The following is an 18,000-nucleotide window of genomic DNA, read 5'->3' as shown; positions in this document are numbered from 1 at the left end:
AACGCCGTTTTACTATACGTTTTGAAATAATAGAATTTTTCTAAATTGAAATTTCTCGATTTGTTCAAATCTCGGCAGTCAATAAGTGCTTTTAGGCACCTTCTGTGATTGCATTATTTTAATATTTACTTAAAATTTACAGCCGGAATGCTACTAAACAAACTGATGGTGGTGGTACCACTGTTCTTTGCACAGGCCGCTTTTGCGCAAACAGCCCTCGTGTCCAGGATTGATCAAAAAGCCCAATCCATCGAAAAGAAGCTGTCGGACTGGCGGCGTGATTTTCACCAGAATCCTGAGCTGGGAAACAGGGAATTCAAAACAGCCGAAAAGATAGCGGCCCACTTGAAACAACTTGGAATAGAAGTGAAAACGGGGGTGGCGCACACCGGCGTCGTCGGAATACTGAAAGGCGGAAAGCCTGGGCCCGTCGTGGCACTCCGAGCAGATATGGACGCGCTTCCTGTGACAGAGCGGGTCGATGTTCCATTCAAATCCACCGTGACCGCTGAGTTTAACGGACAAAAAACGGGCGTCATGCACGCCTGCGGGCACGATACTCACGTGGCTATATTGATGGGCGTCGCGGAAGTATTGTCTTCCATGAAAAATGATCTGCAAGGTACGGTCAAGTTCATATTCCAGCCAGCTGAGGAAGGTGCGCCCGAGGGAGAAGAAGGCGGTGCCGAGCTGATGATCAAGGAAGGAGTGCTGGAAAACCCGAAAGTGGACGCCGTTTTTGGACTACATATTGATTCGAAGATCGAAGTGGGTAAAATAGGTTATAAGCCTGGCCCGACGATGGCGGCGGTAGATATTTTAACTATTAATGTGACCGGAAAGCAAACACACGGCGCATATCCATGGTCGGGAGTAGATCCTATTGTTACTTCGGCTCAGATTATCAACTCTTTACAAACCATTGTAAGTCGTAACCTGAACCTGACGCAAGCGCCGGCCGTGGTGACGATCGGTATGATCAATGGAGGTATCAGACAGAATATTATTCCGGAATCCGTGAAAATGGTAGGTACGATACGAACCTTTGATGAAGAAATGCACAAGTTCGTTCACAAGCGGATCAACGATATAGCTACCAATGTGGCCGAAAGCGCTGGTGCGAAGGCGGAGGTGAAGATTGATATACTTTATCCGGTTACAGTCAATGATATTCCTTTGACCGAAAAAATGATCGGCACTTTACAGAATGTTGCTGGAAAGGACAATGTAAGTCTGATCCCGGCTAAAACCGGCGCGGAAGATTTCTCCTATTTTCAACAAAAAGTACCAGGACTGTTCTTCTTCCTGGGTGGAATGCCAAAAGGAAAGAACCCGGAAGAAGCCGCGCCGCATCATACGCCTGACTTTTACCTGGATGAAGGAAGCCTCGTGTTGGGTGTAAGGTCACTCGCCAGGCTTACTACCGATTATATGGCAGGCGCCAAAGCCAAATCAAAATAAACTGACATTGACTATTCCGGAATGTTCTTCCTTACCTGATCGAATAGTAGGGTAGGGAAGAACCTTTTCAGATAAATGGCGGCGACTTCCTTAAATCCGCCAATATATATTTCCTTTTTATCCTTTTTGACCGCACTCAATATCCTCCGCGCACATTCCTCGGCAGGAATCCCATTCGCCTGATTGGAATCCATTTTGCCGAATTTGGAGCCGGATTCATTTAATGCATTCAGTGAAATATTGGTACGGATGTAGCCGGGGCAAACAGTTGTCACCTTGATATTATCTACATAACCTTCCGCCCGGAGTGAATCGTAAAATCCGTGCAGTGCATGTTTGGCTGCATTATAGCCCGAGCGCATAATGGTCCCGATTTTTCCCGCGACACTGCTCATGACGATGAAGTGCCCGCCTTTCTGCTTTATCATGTAAGGTAAAACCGCCTTCGTCAGCGCAACCGTACTAAAAAAGTCAATTTCCATCAGGTTTTTATAAACTGCCAGGTCAGTATCCTTGATATACGAGCGCTGACTTACGCCTGCATTGTGTACCATAATATCGATCCGCCCAAATTGCGCGATCACCTGCTCAGCTGCCGGCACTGCCTTTTCCAGGTCGGTTACATCCATCGGTAACACGAGCACCGACGTATCCGGTAAGCCGGTCGACAGCTTTACCCTTTCCAATTCCTCTTTTCTCCGTGCTGTCAATACGAGTTTCGCACCCTCGCGGGCAAATGCAATAGCGAGCGCCTCTCCGATCCCGGAACTCGCGCCGGTTATCCACACAACCTTGTCTTTAAAATTCTCCATTGATCTATATGAATGCGGGGACGGTTGAAAGAAATTGAAGCCCGGCACTTTCAGAACTCACTGTAAGTTTGGCCTGCATTCCTACGCCCATAGCCCGGTTATCGCCCACGTGTCCTACCGGAAAGTCGAAACACACGGGGTAAGAATATTCGGCAATATGTTCCTGAATGATCTCATTTGCGCTTTTCCCAAAAGTCGGCTCTTTATTATCTTTCATATCAGTAAACTGCCCCACGATCAGCCCCGCCAGATTAGCCAGTTTGCCCGCCCGTTTCATCTGGATCATCATTCTGTCGAGATTATAAAGGTATTCACTTACATCTTCAATAAATAAAATGGTCCCGTCCAGATCGATCTCCGTTTTGGAACCGGTCAGATGATTGAGAATACAAAGGTTTCCGCCCACAACCGTAGCAGTAGCTTCACCCTCGCGGTTCAAAATATGCGGCTTGACGTTATATTCAGGCATTTCTCCAAACAAAAGCTGCCTCAGCGACTCAGCCGCTAATTCACCTCCGTAAGTGGTAATGGATTTGGCCATCGGCGCGTGCAGGCTCACATATCCCAGATTATAAACCTGCGAAAGCAAAACAGTCAGATCGCTGAATCCTACGATCCATTTGGGGTTTTCTAAAAAACGGGTGAAGTCAAGTTCGTCTACAATGCGGGAGCAGCCGTAGCCGCCGCGCGCGGCGATAATTGCATTGATATCAGGATCGTCCAGCATTTGTTGCAAATCGGAACGCCGCTCATCATCACTGGCCGAAAACTGATTGAAAGCTGTTTTTAGTGTTTTTCCCTCTCTTACCTGTAATCCCCATTGATTTGTAAAAATGTCGATACCGCCAAGGATATCTTCATACTTGATCACGCTAGCCGGCGCTACAATTCCGATCCGGTCACCGGGTTTTAGAAAAGGAGGGAGTTTGATTTGATTCATAAATAAAAAAGGGTACATCAATAATGTCCCCTCAAAGAAAGAATATGAATGGTTTGTTGATCTACCTTATAAACAATTCTGTGTTCCCGGTCTATTCGTCTGGAATAGTATCCTGCCAGATTATGTTTCAATAGCTCCGGCTTTCCGATGCCAGTGACAGGATTTTCCGAAATTGAATCAATAAGGTTTTTGATCTTCTTGATTGTAGTAAGCTGCCCTGATTTTGAGAAAAATCTTAAATCTTCGGCGGCAGCATCAGAAAACTCTATTTCGTATTTAGTATATCCCATAAATCAGTGCCAGGTTCGTATTTCACGACCTTGCCTTCGCCGATCTGCTTCTCACTGAGCTTGATCTTCTTGACAAATTCCGGGTCGTAAGCTTTTTCCCCGCTGATGTTATAGGACACGTTGAATTTCTTGAGTAAACTTTTTACTGCTTCAATAACTTCTTGACTTTCAGTATCAATAATTAGTGTGGCCATGTTATTCCATGTCTTGTTCCCATCAAATATACCTCAAATAAATATCACATCATCAACCAGATCACTCTTCATTTCCCGGTTGATCAGCTCGATAATCTTTGATTTTGCGCGCAGAAGTTCGTTTCTCAACGGCGCCGATTCTATTTGCAAAAATAATGTCCGTTCGTGAATATATACCTTTTTAGTTCGCGTCGCGATCGCCGAACCCATGATTTTGTCCCAGTGCGCGACTACGTAAGACTGGTCAAATCGGGTCCGGATCTTGTACCTGTCGAGCATCTGATCAATAGCATCTTTCAGCGGCGTGACACCCGGCTTCCGAGACGCCTTTTCTTTGTCAAACCGATAGTGTTGTGCCATAGTTGCGCGAGGTGATTTTTGCAAATGTAGACATATAATAAGGTTCACCGCAGCGATCTGCCCTACTTTTTAAGCAACTCCTCATACACCACATCCATAATCGAGGTGCGTATATTGAGCGTTGATATCTTGCTGTTTTCTCTTGTGGGGTACACGCGGTTGGATAGAAAAACGTAGTTCAACTTCCAGGCCGGATCCGCCCAGGTCATAATTCCCGTGTAGCCAGTATGCCCGAAACTTGACGGGCTGGCGTACTTCGGTGCATTGCCGGTATATTTGAATGAAGGTTTGTCAAAACCGATCCCGCGACGGCTGCCCTGGTCCGGGAACTGGTATCTCGTAAATTCCAGCAATGCGTCTTTGCTCAAAAGCTGCTGCCCGCCATAATAACCCTCCTGCAAATACATTTGCCACACTTTCATCACATCATTCGCATCTCCGAACAAGCCCGCGTGTCCGCTCAGTCCGCCCAGCATTGCAGCCGCCTCGTCATGAACCTGTCCATGCAGCTGCGTCATTCTGAAAAATGTATCTTTCTCGGTCGGGACAATATCTTCTAGTTTGTAAAACCTCTTTGGGTTGAAAGTCAGCGTAGTAGCGCCCAGTTTATTGTAATAGTGATTTTTAAGATAGTCCTCAAAATCCTCGCCTGACAAGTTTTTTACGACCTGCGGGTACAAAATAAAAGACAGGTCGCTGTATACATATCCTTCTTTTTCATTCAAAGGAGAATCCCGGATCGATTTGAATATGGTTTCAGGATAATCCTTGTAAATGAACAGGCTATCTCCCACAACCGAAGTCGGGTACCGTCTTGACTGTTTTGTACTGAATGTCTTGTTCTTCCAGCTGCCATCAGGTTTTTGTGCCTCTTTCCAGAGTACGATAAACGCTTTCAACCGCGAGCTGTGGGTCAGTACGTGGCGCCAGTCCAGGTCCGCTTTGTTAGATTTAGCAAAATCGGGCAGGTAATCCTTCATCGTCGCATCCAGATCAAATTTTTTCTGGTCCCACAAACTCATTAATGCGAGTGTAGAGGCAGTTATCTTCGTTACCGACGCCAGATCGTACAAATCATTCAGTTTAACAGGTGCCGCGCCTTCATACGTGTGTTTTCCATACGCTTTTCTAAAAAATACCTTCCCATCTTTCGCTAGCTGCACCACGCAGCCCGGAGTTGCTTTTTGGGTTACGGCGAGGTTGGCGATAGAGTCGATTCTGTGCGTCAGAACCTTCGAATCCATTCCCAGCTCTTCCGGAATAGTATATTTCAACCGACCGATTGCTGGCGTTGAAATACCAGCTTCATAAGGAAATTGTGCATTCACAGTAACCGGCAGCTTTCCGCTCGCGGGTATCGCCCCAAAAATCAGTTGCGCCGACAGATTCTGTGTGTAGGTTGTCATTTGATAAGCCATAACCAATGCTTTTGCATTTTCGGGCTTGTTCATTTTATTTAATGCATAAGGATTTCCAAAAATGGAAACAATTGCTTTTTTCGACGCGATCAGTTCCTGCAATACCGCATTCATCGGGTCCGTCAGACCGTAGTTGGTTCTTGGGGAGATACTTCCCAAATGCACGCCTACCAAAATCAGGTTGTAGTTTTTCAGCTGGGCTCTGAGGTTTTCGATCTGGATCTCGGTTGCTTTTGCAGGAATTGTAAAATGTTTTACGGAAGTGTAAAGTTCGAGCGTTTTTTGAAATGTAGTGATGGTATCCGCACCAAGCGAAACAGACGCTATTTTGAGGGTATCAAGTTCTCTCAGCGGCAGGATGTTGTTTTCGTTCTTTAAAACGGTCAATGCTTTTTCGGTCAGAAGCCTGTTGACCAACTCTGCTGATTTTGGGTTCAGATCTTCATATAAATTGTTCAGGTCGACCGGCTTGTAGCGGTTTAGTCCGGCCCATGCTTTGGCCATTAGTACCTTTTTACAGCGCGCGTCGATCTCAGCCTGGCTGATTCGCCCCTCGGCAATGCTTTTTTTGATTTCAGAAATCGACTTATTCAGGTCCTCCGTAAATTCCAGAATATCCATGCCGGCCTCCAATCCCATTGCATCGGCTTTTCCGTCGGGGAAATATTTGGTTACACCCTTCATATTCATGGCGTCGGAATAGATCAGTCCGTCGAAGCCGAGCTTGTCCCTCAATATGTCCGTGACGATCGGTTTGGACAGGGTTGAGGGTAGGTTAGGGGTTTTGTCCAAAGCAGGAATGCTTAAATGCGCGATCATAATCCCGCTTATCCCATTGCTGATCAATGCTTTGAACGGGTACATTTCGAGTGAATCAATGCGGGTAACATCGTGCTTGATCAGTGGCAGATCGTAATGTGAATCGGTGCCGGTATCGCCGTGTCCAGGGAAATGCTTTGCACTGGTTAACAGTCCGTTATCCTGCATTCCTTTCATATACGCAACTGCCTTGTCAGCCACTTTATATTTATTTTCACCAAAAGACCGGAAGCTGATCACCGGGTTGTCGGGGTTGTTATTCACATCGGCCACTGGCGCAAAATTGATATGCATTCCCAACCTTTTTGCTTGTCTGGCAAGCTGCGCGCCCATTTCGTAGATCAGGTCGTTGTTTCCCTGAATAGCTCCCAGCGTCATTTGGTAAGGATAGCGCACGGTACTGTCTATCCGCATTGCGAGGCCAAATTCGGCATCCATCGCGATCAGCAAAGGAACTTTTGAAATGGATTGATAGAAATTTGTCAGCCGGGCCTGGGGCATTGGGCCGCCCTGAAAAAAGACGATCCCGCCAACCCTATTTTCCCGGATCAGCTTCTCAACCATGGCCGGACTACTTGCTTTCGGGTCAATGAGCGCCCTTTTTACATCCGAAACTGCCGGGATCATAATCAGCTGCGCAATCCGCTCGTCGGGAGTCAGTTTATCAAAAACAGAATCAACCCACTGCCGGGCCGCTGCATTCTGGTTTTTGTTTAAGAAGCCGGGTGAAGTGGCGATCTGGGCTTTTGAAATATGACTAAAAAAAGGAAGGCAGCAAACCAGCAGTAAGCGGAAGGATTTATTCATTTGGCGAAAGAAATGGGAATATGGCTTTCAAAGTTTAGAAAAGCAATTCATTAATGCAATCTCAAAAGGAAATCACCTCAAAACACCAACCCTAATATCAACCCGGCCAGAATAATAAAGTAGGATGGTATCCTGGCGAAGGTGAGCACTAATAGGGTGATGATGACGGTGAAAAGCGGCTGGCGATCGTCCATCATGGGTTGAAAAAGCAGTATTGCGGCGGCGATCGTGAGTCCGCAGCTGGCGGCGTGGATACCTTCCAGCGAGGCGCGGATCCCGCGGTATTTTTTCAATTGATCCCAAAAAGGATAAGCAAAGAATATGAAGAAAGTGCCAGGCAGAAATATCCCGGCGGTAGCAACAAACCCACCGACGATCTGCCCGAATACCCCGTGCGTTTGCAGAGAAACGCTTCCCACAAATGTTGCAATCGAGAAAACCGGCCCCGGTACCACTTGCGTCAATGCCATTCCGGCCAGAAATTCCTGCTCGGTGAGGTAATGCTTGAATTCCACAAACTCATTATAAAGGATCGGGATCAAAACCTGCCCGCCGCCGAAAACCAGACTTCCATTCCGGTAAAAGTTTTCAAAAAGCCTCACAGGAAGCGAGTTGGTAACCTTACCCACGATCGCCGCCGCCACCAGTACCGATATCCAGAATATGATCGGCCGCCATTTTACACGGATCGGCGCTTTGTCCATTTTCTCGTGCTTTTTGAAATTCAGCGAAGCCGCCACGCCGCCCAGCACGATCAGTACCGGTGTCGTGTAAGGCGAGGGATAAAGGTAGGCGAGTATTGTGGAAATGATCAGAAATGTCCATCCCTGTGTGTTATGAATCACTTTTCGCGCAATAGCCGAAGCGCCGTACATCAGGAATGCCACCGCCATCGGGCCGACGAATTTGGTGAAATCCAGCGAAATAGATTTCGATTCCAGGTAATGTATTCCGATCGCCGCCGCGGTCATTAAAACCATTGCGGGGATAGACCATACGATCAGTGTCAGGTAAGCAAGCGGCTGCCCGCCGATTTTTAAACCGATCGCCGTGACGGTCTGCGTCGAGCTCGGGCCCGGTAATACCTGGCAAAGTGCCTGTAATTCAAGTAGTTCTTCCTCAGTAATATATCGCCTTTTTTTGACCAGCCGCTCGATCATCATCATTAAATGTACCTGCGGGCCTCCGAAAGCTGTCAGTGATAACAAGAGGATGTCCATCAGGTAAATGATGTATCTAAAACGGCGGATGGGAGGAACAGCCAATGCGTGACGCAGTTATTTTTTTAATCCCAATTCCCTTAAACGCTCATCCAGAAACTCCCCGGCGGTCATATTGGTGTATAATTTCGGATTTTCGGCAGTAATGCAACTTTCCAGACTGGTTAGGTCCATATCCGCCCGCGGATGCATAAAAAACGGAATGCTGTACCGCGATGTGCCCATTTTTTCTCGCGGCGGATTTACTACCCGGTGAATGGTCGATTTCAATTTGTGATTAGTCAGCCTGTCGAGCATATCGCCCACATTCACAACGATTTGATCGGGTAATGCGGTGATCGCGATCCATTGTCCGTCGCGCCGCAATACTTCCAGTCCCTCGGCACTTGCGCCCATTAATAAGGTAATGAGGTTAATATCCCCGTGCGCGGCAGCTCTCACCGCACCCTCAGGTACCAGCTCGGGATTGGGAATAGGAAAATAGTGTAGCGCCCGCAACAGACTGTCGCCATTTTTGACCTTATCCTCAAAATAATCCTCGGGCAAATGCAGGTAGATAGCAATCGCACGAAGCAGCGTTTTGCCCGCATTCTCAAAGGTTTTATACACTTCAAGCGTATACTTTTCAAATTCAGGAAAACCCTCAGGGAAAACATTGGAGGGCATATTGCCGATCGGGTCCGGTTGGCCGATATGGTAGAATTCTTTTAGATCGGCGACTTTGAAGCCTTTCGCAGTTTCTTTACCCTTGCTGATGTAGCCGCGCTGGCCAAACAGGTTCGGGAATTCATATTTCCGCTTCACTTCGTCGGGTTGAGAGAAAAACTCTTGCACCGACGCGTATAATTTCTCACGCAGCTCGTCGCTCAGCCCGTGGTTTTTAATTGCTACAAAACCTATATTAGTAAATGCGTCGCCAATTTCGGACACAAATCTCTCTTTTTGTTCCGTATTTCCGGAAGTAAAATCGGCCAGGTCCAGCGAAGGGACTTGGTTCAATAGCGCAGGTTCCATGTTATTACTTTTTTTGCGCAAAGTATAAAAACTATCGTGAAAGTTGCCAGCTAGTTTTGATCCCAATCACGCTCACGGCCCGGCGCGCTTATTTTACACTTGACTTATTTAGTTTTATTATTATAAATTTAATTCAAATTTTAATACTCAATCATGATACTCACACTCCCGGAAAATGAATTATGGAAAAGCTTCATTTCCGGCGACCAGCAGGCATTCAGCCAGTTGTACGATCAGTATTCGGACAGTTTGTTTGCTTTTGGAATGCGCTACACGACTGACGATGATCTGGTCAAAGATTGTATCCACGATCTGTTCATTGATCTGCACAGTTACAGAAGCGGCTTGTCCCGGGAGGTCAATGTGAAATTTTATCTGCTCAAATCATTCCGCCGTAAACTCCACGCGGCGCACCGCAAGTCTTCTATTTTCAGTATCGACCGATGGAATGCGGACGAAAGTTTCGGAATGAATGCATTCTCATTCAGTATCGAGCACGAGATCATTATGGATGAAAGTCAGCGCGAAATATTGCAGCAGCTGGCTTCTGAGATCAATCAGCTTCCGGACCGGCAGCGCGAAATACTTTATCTAAAATACAATCAGGACCTGGATTACGACCAGATTGCCGCGATCATGCAGATTTCGGTCCCTACCTGCCGCACCTTCATTTACCGGGCACTCAAACAGCTTCGGGGTAAGCTCGAATTCGGCTCATTCCTGCTTGTTTTCTGCTGGTAATTAAATTTTTTCTTCTTTTTATTAAAAAAAATCGATTTGCGAGTCTATATCCTGTCGAAACCTTTCTCTTGTATGTCAAACAAGTTTGTGCATGAAGAGAAAGTTACCCAAAAAGGTTCAGCGTCAGGATATTAAACCGGAAGAACTGTCCGAAGAAGACCGGAAAACCGCCGACACCACCCGCCAGTTGATGCAGCATATCCGCCACGAAACGCTCCCGCCTTCGGAAAGAGAATATATATGGACTCAGGTGGAGGAGAGTATCCAGCAAAAGAAGCAGATCAGAATGAACAGATTGTGGTATTCGATTGCGGCAACCGTCACGCTACTATTGCTCGCAGGGCTGGGCTATCTCAATTTCAGAAAAGATTCCGGAACGGTAATGCGGCAGCTGGCTTCCAATACGGTAGGCGATCCTGAAAACACCAAGTTAGTGTTGGCCGATCAGCGGACAATCAATTTGGAAAGGCAAAACTCGTCCCTGGTTTACGAAGGCAATGGAAACCGGATCCAGATCGATTCAGCTACGGCCGTTGATCAGGAAGTGGCCGGCCAGGAGTTCAATACATTAATTGTTCCTTACGGTAAAAGGTCGGTGATCACCCTTTCGGACGGGACTAAAATCTGGGTCAATTCCGGCTCCAAACTCGTTTATCCTGCACATTTCGATTCAAAACAAAGGGAAGTTTATGTTGAAGGTCAGGCCTATTTTGCTGTCAGCCACGCAGCCGATCACCCATTTTTCGTTCACACCAAAAACATGAAAGTGCAGGTTTTCGGGACGGAGTTTGATGTAAGCGCTTACGCCGACGACCAGCAGACTTCGACGGTTCTCGTGAAAGGAAGTATTGAACTTACGGCAAATCAGCAATCGATTTTTAAAGCTCAAAAGAGAAAACTGGAACCCGGAATGCGGGCGGTTTACGTAGCAGGAAAGGGTTCGCTGGAAGTAAAACAGGTGAATGTGGGAGAATATATATCCTGGAAAAACGGGTACCTCGCATTGACGAGGGCCCCGCTGGCCGGGATCCTGAAAAAATTAGCACGGTATTATGACGTGGATATTCAGCTTACGGAAATGGAAAGCGGCAGCAGGACTTTCTCGGGTACGCTCGATCTTCAGGAGGACATTACCAAAGTTCTGGACATTGTCGCGGCGGGAACATCACTTACTTATCAACAATCGGAAAGGAGGTTTGTACTAGGGAAAAGCACTATTACCAAATAAAAAACGGAAGACGCGGCAACGTCTCCCGATCGATTGCACTTGCCGGCAAGCAAGTGATTTCTTAACAATTGTATCAACAAAAGTCGAATCAAATTTATGAAAAAATTTGACCAATCAGGGTATTACCCTTTGGGAGAGCTACGTCCCCGAAAACTGCTCAGAATTATGAAGTTGACTATACTGCTTTTATGGGTTGCGATGATGAGCGTGCATGCAACAGGCTATTCGCAAAAAAGCAGAATGGATGTAAAAATCCGTAACGGGAACCTTAATACCCTTTTTCAGGAGATTCAGGATAAAACCGAATACCGCATTTTTTACGGCGACGACCTTTTTACAGGAAAGCCGGAAAAGACCATCAACCTCGACCTGAAAAATGAAACGGTGCCTGCGATTTTGAATAAAGCACTGAAAGGTTCGGGGCTCGCTTACAAGATCATAGGCAAGCAGATCGCCATTTTTAGAAAAGAAGAAGAACCTGGTCAGGCACTGATCAATACCATGTCCGTAGCACCTGCGACGGTCGTTGCTACGATCCGCGAAATAACCGGTACCATCCAGGATGTCAAGGGATTGCCGCTCGTGGGTGCGACAGTGATCGTGAAGGGAACCGATAAAGGAACCTCCACAGACGCAAGCGGGAAATTTACGATTGAGGCGGAACCGGGCGATGTGCTGGTGGTTTCCTTCATTGGATTTCTTGGGAAAGAGCAGGTAGTAGATGCACAAACTTCAATCAACATACAATTGCAGGAAGATCTCGGCGGACTGGAAGAAGTGGTGATCGTGGGTTTTGGTTCGCAAAGAAAAGCGACCATTACCGGCGCTATTGCCACCATTACGACCGAAGATCTGAAACAAAGCCCGACAGCCAGCATTACCAATGCATTGGCGGGAAGGCTTCCGGGGCTTTTTGCAAACCAGTTCAGCGGCGGCGAGCCGGGGGTTGACCGAAGCGACATTTTTATCCGCGGAACAGCTACTTACGGAAACAAGGCACCGATCGTGATCATCGACGGGCTGGAAAGAAGTATGGATTACCTGGCACCTTCTGAAATTGAGACTTTTACGATATTGAAAGATGCCTCGGCCACTGCGCCTTACGGAGTTCGCGGGGCAAATGGTGTAATCCTGATCACGACCCGGAGAGGAAAAGTGCAGGATAAGGCGACCGTTAATTTCAAAGCTTCTGTGGGTATTAACCAGCCGGTTAAATTTCCAACTTACCTGGGATCAGCAGATTATGCAATGCTTTATAATGAAGCGAGAAGAAATGATAACCCCGACGCAGATCCTTCGACGCTGAACTTGTTCTCAGAAGCTTCGATATCGGACTGGCGGCGCGCGAAAGGGGATAACTCCGACGGACTGGGTTACAATTGGGATTATTTTGATTATGCATTTAAACCGGGCGTTCAGCACGATTACAGTTTGTCTATTAGCGGTGGATCAGTAAAGGCCAGATATTTTGTTCTGGCCAATTACTTTCAACAGGATGGAAATTACAAGCATACCAACCTGAGCACCAACAATACGCAGGCCGTTTTCAAGAGATATAATTTCAGGTCTAATATCGATATCGATATTACCGACAACTTTTTCGCCAAACTCGATATCGGCGCACGCATTACCGACCGGAATGCGCCGGGTACCACGGCCGCCAGAATTGTTGAGCTCGCTAATACCCAGCCTTCCTATCTGCCGATCGTCGTGGAGCCGAACGGAAACCCTGATAACCGCGTATTCGAAGCTAATAACCCGCTCGGAATGCTTTACGGCGACCAGATTTACAGGTTTAATATCCTCGGTGAATTGAGCAGAACCGGGTTTTTGAACGAAAAAAACACTTACCTGAACGGATCTTTCTCGCTCGGTCACAAGCTGAACTTTATTACGGAAGGTCTGTCGATAGACGGGATGTTTTCTTACGATGCGAGCGACGGCGGCTGGATCAACCGCCGCGTGAACACGTATTCCGAGGGTTACCGCGAATATCCGGGTTACGCTACATTCGTGCCGGCCGATGGAAGCGATATTTACCGTACACCCGGCAACTATACCGGCGCGTACAAGTCTGGAAATAAGTATGATATCGACCAGACGATCGGTAATGGATTTGACAATAAAGACAACGAAAGCCGCACTTACATTCAGGCGAAGATCGACTATATGCGGAATTTCGGGTTGCATAATGTAACCGGAATGGTATTGGGAAACCGGTCGCGGCGAATCATTAATAACCAGGTACCTTTCAGCTACCAGGGATTGACAGCCCGCGCCACTTACGGTTACGACGACCGCTATTTGCTGGAATTCAATGCGGCTTATAACGGATCAGAAAATTTTGCGAAAGGAAAACGCTACGGATTCTTTCCGTCGGCTTCTGCGGGCTGGGTTATTTCCAAGGAAAAATTCCTGATTGGAGCACAAAAATGGCTTAATAACCTGAAAATCCGTGGTTCTTATGGTTTGGTAGGAAGCGACCGCGTGCCGAACGACAAGCGTTTTATTTATCTGCAATACTTTGGCGGAAGAGACGGAGATTACAACTTCGGTACGGATAATTTTGGCTCCGGAGCCGGCGGATATTTGTCGGAAGGTGACCTCGCTAATCCTGATCTAACGTGGGAAAAAGCCAGAAAGACCAATATCGGTATCGACGCTACTTTCCTGCAGCACCTCACATTTACCCTCGACCTTTTCCACGAGCATCGCTACGATATCATCACGGATATGAGCGGGGGCAACAAGTTGGGTTTCCCGGATATTGTGGGTAAAAATGCGCCTTATCTGAATTCGGGTATCGTCAATAATAAAGGTTTTGATATGGAAATCGGGTGGAGCGGCAGCATTGGTAAAAATGCTACCTATTTCATCCGTCCGAATGTTTCATTTGCCCGCAACAAGATCGTTTTCATGAATGAAATTCCTTATGCTTTCGGAGGCAGGGCAAATACCGGAAAACGCATTGAAGAGCATTTTAACTACATTTTCGACCATTTCGTAAGCAACCAGGAAGAGGCGAATACACTGAATGCGATGAACCAGGGAAGCGGCTACCAATCCTGGGGCGTATTGCGGCCAGGTGATGTGGTTTACAAAGATCTCAACGGTGACGGTAGGGTAGATGATCTGGGCGACAGAACTGCGACAGGGCATCCTAAATACCCGGAATTAATGTTTGGTCTGCCGGTAGGGGCGCGCTACAAGAACTTCGATTTCAGCATGCTTTTCCAGGGCGCGGCAAGAGGTTCAATGCAGCTTTCCGGCGCGGCAGTGTACGATTTCCCTTTGTTTAGCCAGGATAAATATGGCAAGGTAAAACCCATGCACCTGAACCGCTGGACGCCGGAAACTGCTTCGACTGCAACCTATCCCGCACTTCATTTCGGTGACCATAGTAACAACAAGAATGCAAACAGCAGCTTGTTTCTGTACGACCGCGACTACGTGCGTCTGAAAACGATCGAGCTGGGCTATAATCTTCCCAAACCATTGATCAAAAAGATCGGGCTCGACCAGGTGCGGTTTTACGCCCAGGGAATGAACCTGCTGACGTGGGACAAGCTCGGCGACGTAGATATGGACCCGGAAACAAACGAAGGGACCGGAGACTGGTACCCGATCCAGAAGGTGATGAATTTTGGTGTAGACATTTCATTCTGATTATCCTGACTATTTATGAAAAACAGAAAAATATATACGATCCTATTCTTTGTAGTCGGCAGTATGCTGGCAGCCTGCGACCAGGACTTTCTGGACAGAAGGCCTGACGATCAATTGGATGCAGAGCAGGTTTTTACCAGGTATAATAAAACAAATCAGCTGATCACAGACTTGTACGACAATGCGAAAGGCTCCAATAGTCCGCTCGTATTCTTCTCCCACTTCTCCACAGCGCCCGTAACCGACGAAGCAGAAGGGTCTACTGCGGAGGGAAGTTTGACCAACAAATTCAACACCGGCGACTGGAATTCGAATGCAATGCCCGATCGCAGCAGCCGCGGGCAATACTGGTGGGATTTGTACGACCGGATCCGGAAAACGAATGTGATCCTGGAAGGTGTGCGCACTTACAATACGCCGGATAATCCTTTGCAGGCGGGTGATCTGGCGAAGAGGCTCGGAGAAACGTATTTCATGCGGGCTTACTTTCACTACCTCGCGGCGCGGATGTATGGAGAGGTGGTTTATATGACAAGAACGATATCTCCAACTGAGCCGATGGATTTCAAACAGGAATCCTTCCATGCTATTGCAGCCAAGATTTCGCAGGATTGTGACTCAGCGATGGCATTGGTACCGGGCAGCTGGGGCGGCGCTGATTTTGGCCGGGTGGACAAAGGGGCTTGTCTGGGACTGAAAGCGATCGTAGCCTGGATGGCCGCTACGCCGATGTGGAACGGAGGTACATTCCCTAACGATACGCGCCTTTTTGCTGCTGAATACGGACTGAATCCGGCACGCTGGACAGTCGCACGGGATGCAGCCAAGGCGGTTATTGATTACAAAGTGGATGGTCGTTTGCGTTACAGCCTGTACCAGGGGCACGATGCGGCCGATTTCCGGGACGATGCGGGTATTGATAACAACAACTCGAAAGTGCCGGCGCGGCTCTGGGATATGTACCACAATATGGAAGCGTTTCAGAATGAGGCAGTTTTCTTTGTGACGAGAGATAAGGATAACAACTGGCAGGGTGATATTTATCCGCCAAGCTGGGGCGGAAGCTCGCGGCAGATGCCGGTTCAGGAGCAGGTGGATGAATACGAATATGTGGCCCAAAACGGTTTCGGCTACCCGATTTACAGTTCACGCGCGAAAGCCGACGGATATGACGATTCCAACCCCTACGAAGGCATCAAACGCGACCCGCGCCTGCACCGCGATGTTGTATACCACGGATCTACATTCAAGGGAAAGGTGATCAATACCGCGACTGGAGCCGACAAAATCGGCGCTACGAATTCTACTACGACGGGTTATTTCCTGCGTAAAATCCTGCGTGAATCCTGGAACCGGGACAAAAGCTTTTCTATCAGCGGCCCGCCTGTCTGGCGATTGCCTGAATTCATTTATATCTACGCGGAGGCAGTTAACGAAACGGCCGGGCCGAATGCGGAGATTTACGAAATGATCAATAATGTGCGGAAACGCTCTTTTATGGCGCCAATGCCGCCGGAGGTTCAAACGACCAAGGCGCTGATGGACGAATATATCAAGCGGGAACGCAGGGTGGAGCTTTTTTATGAAAACAACCGGATCTGGACATCTCGCCTGTACCTGGAACCAAGTTCAGCGAAGGAACTCGCGCGGGAGCAGGCCTGGCAGAGCGCCGGTGCTACTAACGAGCAGCGCGCGCAGCTCGGCTGGCCATATCCTAAAACGCAGCGGATGATCAATGGAATGAAGCCGGTAGAAGACCCGGCAGGTAAAATTGTGGTCGATGGGAAGAAGTACAAAATGCAGCGTTTCTTCATAGAAAGCCGCGTTTTCGTAGCCCCAAGGCACTATCTGTTCCCAATCATGCAGGACGAGTTACAAAGAACCCCGACACTGAAGCAAAATCCGGGGTGGTAGGATGGGAGAGGGAGGAAGGGGAGGATGGAGGAACGGAGGAAGGAAAAACGGGACGAGGAACGCTTCTGTCTCGCTGAGCGCAGTCGAAGCGGTTGTGCACGTGTCTTCGACTGCGCTCAGACAGACAATGCGCTCAGCGAGACAGAAACCCATTCTCCCTTTCCTCCCTTTCCTCCCTTCCTCCCTTCCTCCCTTTTCCCTACTCCTTCAACCCCTTAATATAAGCAATAGTCTGAGGTATCTGTTTCAAATAACTTGGGCTTTCGTCTTCTATGAAATAGTGTTTTACACCTACTTGTTTGGCGGCTTTTAGGGCGGCGGCTATGTTGATGGAGCCGGTTCCTAATGCTACGTCATTGGTGGTAGGTGTGCCGCCGGAGAGATTTCCTACTACTCCTTTTTTAAGGTCTTTCAGGTGCATCAGTTTCCAGCGGGTTGGGTATTTCAATAGCAATGCAGCTGGGTCCTGACCTGGAAATGCGGTCCAGAGCAGGTCCATTTCGAAGTTGACGTATTCCGGATTTGTGTTTTTTACAAGATAATCAAACAACGTACCGTCTTCATAAGGCTCAAATTCGTAGCCGTGGTTGTGGTAAGTCAGCTCAATACCCGCTTCTTTCAGTTCTTTACCAGCTTTGTTAAAATCGGCGACTGCTTTTTTAGCGGTTTCAAGGTCAAATTTTCCGTTGTGAGGAATCCAGGCTACCATGACATATTTTGCACCCAGAATTTTAGCATCCTTGATCGTCTGTTCCGAACTCTCCGCCAGCTTTTTGTAATCTGCGCCGATGGAAACCATTTTGATTCCGCGCTTGTCGAGTTGTTTGCGAAGCTCTTCGGTCGTCATTCCTTTAATCGGTCCGCCTTCAAGTTCGGTAACGCCCAGGTTTTTGATCGTGTCCAATGTCGCTTCGATGCCTTTGTCCCAGCTGCCGCGGAATGTGTAAGCCTGCAATCCGATCGGATTCGTGTACACCGGCTTGCTTTGCCCGATGCTTTGCTGGTAGGTGAATGTGGCTGCGAGCAGACACATCATTCTGATAATTTGCTTCATTTGTCGATTTATAGTTTGATTTATGTTCCCTTGCAAAAGCAGATTTAGCAACTGAACCTACT

Annotated in this window: 14 protein-coding genes; 5 read left to right on the top strand and 9 right to left on the bottom strand. The window is 47.7% G+C overall.

Features of this window, described 5'->3' with window-relative positions; translation table 11 throughout:
* The first annotated feature begins 147 nt into the window (after positions 1-147).
* Positions 148-1,461, top strand: coding sequence for an amidohydrolase (locus KOD92_RS05710; protein ID WP_215232521.1), 1,314 nt, complete (start codon positions 148-150; stop codon positions 1,459-1,461).
* Between the two features lie 11 nt (positions 1,462-1,472).
* On the opposite strand, the gene KOD92_RS05705 is transcribed toward KOD92_RS05710, so the two are convergent.
* The 8 genes from KOD92_RS05705 to KOD92_RS05670 all read right to left on the bottom strand — a co-directional run bounded on the left by KOD92_RS05705 (position 1,473) and on the right by KOD92_RS05670 (position 9,335).
* On the bottom strand, positions 1,473-2,273 hold the full coding sequence (locus KOD92_RS05705; RefSeq protein ID WP_215232520.1) for an SDR family oxidoreductase: 801 nt from the start codon (positions 2,271-2,273) through the stop codon (positions 1,473-1,475).
* A 4-nt stretch (positions 2,274-2,277) separates the two neighbouring features.
* Positions 2,278-3,213, bottom strand: a complete 936-nt coding sequence (locus tag KOD92_RS05700; protein WP_215232519.1) for a S66 peptidase family protein — start codon at positions 3,211-3,213, stop codon at positions 2,278-2,280.
* Positions 3,214-3,230: 17 nt separating this feature from the next.
* Positions 3,231-3,503 (bottom strand): Txe/YoeB family addiction module toxin, encoded by a 273-nt coding sequence (locus KOD92_RS05695; protein WP_215232518.1) that lies wholly within the window; start codon positions 3,501-3,503, stop codon positions 3,231-3,233.
* Positions 3,479-3,697 carry a DUF2683 family protein gene (locus KOD92_RS05690; protein WP_215232517.1) on the bottom strand — a complete coding sequence of 73 codons (219 nt, stop codon included), beginning with the start codon at positions 3,695-3,697 and terminating at the stop codon, positions 3,479-3,481. Before KOD92_RS05690 ends, KOD92_RS05695 begins: the two co-directional genes overlap by 25 nt.
* A 33-nt stretch (positions 3,698-3,730) precedes the next feature.
* The gene (locus tag KOD92_RS05685) at positions 3,731-4,057 is read right to left on the bottom strand and encodes a DUF721 domain-containing protein (protein ID WP_215232516.1); all 327 of its coding nucleotides are present in this window, start codon (positions 4,055-4,057) and stop codon (positions 3,731-3,733) included.
* 62 nt (positions 4,058-4,119) lie between these two features.
* Positions 4,120-7,101, bottom strand: a complete 2,982-nt coding sequence (locus KOD92_RS05680) for a glycoside hydrolase family 3 N-terminal domain-containing protein (protein ID WP_215232515.1) — start codon at positions 7,099-7,101, stop codon at positions 4,120-4,122.
* Between the two features lie 77 nt (positions 7,102-7,178).
* A complete protein-coding gene (gene chrA, locus KOD92_RS05675) occupies positions 7,179-8,321 on the bottom strand; it encodes a chromate efflux transporter (RefSeq protein WP_215232514.1) in 1,143 nt (380 codons plus the stop codon).
* Between the two features lie 57 nt (positions 8,322-8,378).
* Positions 8,379-9,335, bottom strand: a complete 957-nt coding sequence (locus tag KOD92_RS05670; RefSeq protein WP_215232513.1) for an isopenicillin N synthase family dioxygenase — start codon at positions 9,333-9,335, stop codon at positions 8,379-8,381.
* A gap of 153 nt (positions 9,336-9,488) precedes the next feature.
* Here KOD92_RS05670 and KOD92_RS05665 point away from each other — a divergent pair, with 153 nt between their 5' ends.
* The 4 genes from KOD92_RS05665 to KOD92_RS05650 all read left to right on the top strand — a co-directional run bounded on the left by KOD92_RS05665 (position 9,489) and on the right by KOD92_RS05650 (position 16,884).
* Positions 9,489-10,076 (top strand): RNA polymerase sigma factor, encoded by a 588-nt coding sequence (locus KOD92_RS05665; RefSeq protein ID WP_215232512.1) that lies wholly within the window; start codon positions 9,489-9,491, stop codon positions 10,074-10,076.
* A 91-nt stretch (positions 10,077-10,167) separates the two neighbouring features.
* The gene (locus KOD92_RS05660) at positions 10,168-11,304 is read left to right on the top strand and encodes a FecR family protein (protein ID WP_215232511.1); all 1,137 of its coding nucleotides are present in this window, start codon (positions 10,168-10,170) and stop codon (positions 11,302-11,304) included.
* A 165-nt stretch (positions 11,305-11,469) separates the two neighbouring features.
* Positions 11,470-14,970, top strand: coding sequence for a TonB-dependent receptor (locus KOD92_RS05655; RefSeq protein WP_229254540.1), 3,501 nt, complete (start codon positions 11,470-11,472; stop codon positions 14,968-14,970).
* A gap of 15 nt (positions 14,971-14,985) precedes the next feature.
* Entirely contained in the window at positions 14,986-16,884 is a 1,899-nt protein-coding gene (locus KOD92_RS05650; protein ID WP_215232509.1) for a RagB/SusD family nutrient uptake outer membrane protein, read from the top strand.
* A gap of 199 nt (positions 16,885-17,083) precedes the next feature.
* On the opposite strand, the gene KOD92_RS05645 is transcribed toward KOD92_RS05650, so the two are convergent.
* Positions 17,084-17,938: a sugar phosphate isomerase/epimerase family protein gene (locus KOD92_RS05645; protein ID WP_215232508.1), complete on the bottom strand. Its 855-nt coding sequence runs from the start codon at positions 17,936-17,938 to the stop codon at positions 17,084-17,086.
* Positions 17,939-18,000: the final 62 nt, after the last annotated feature.

It is taken from the genome of Dyadobacter linearis (genome assembly GCF_907165045.1).
Taxonomy (GTDB): Bacteria; Bacteroidota; Bacteroidia; order Cytophagales; family Spirosomataceae; genus Dyadobacter; species Dyadobacter linearis.
This window is presented reverse-complemented; position numbering and strand designations above follow the sequence as displayed.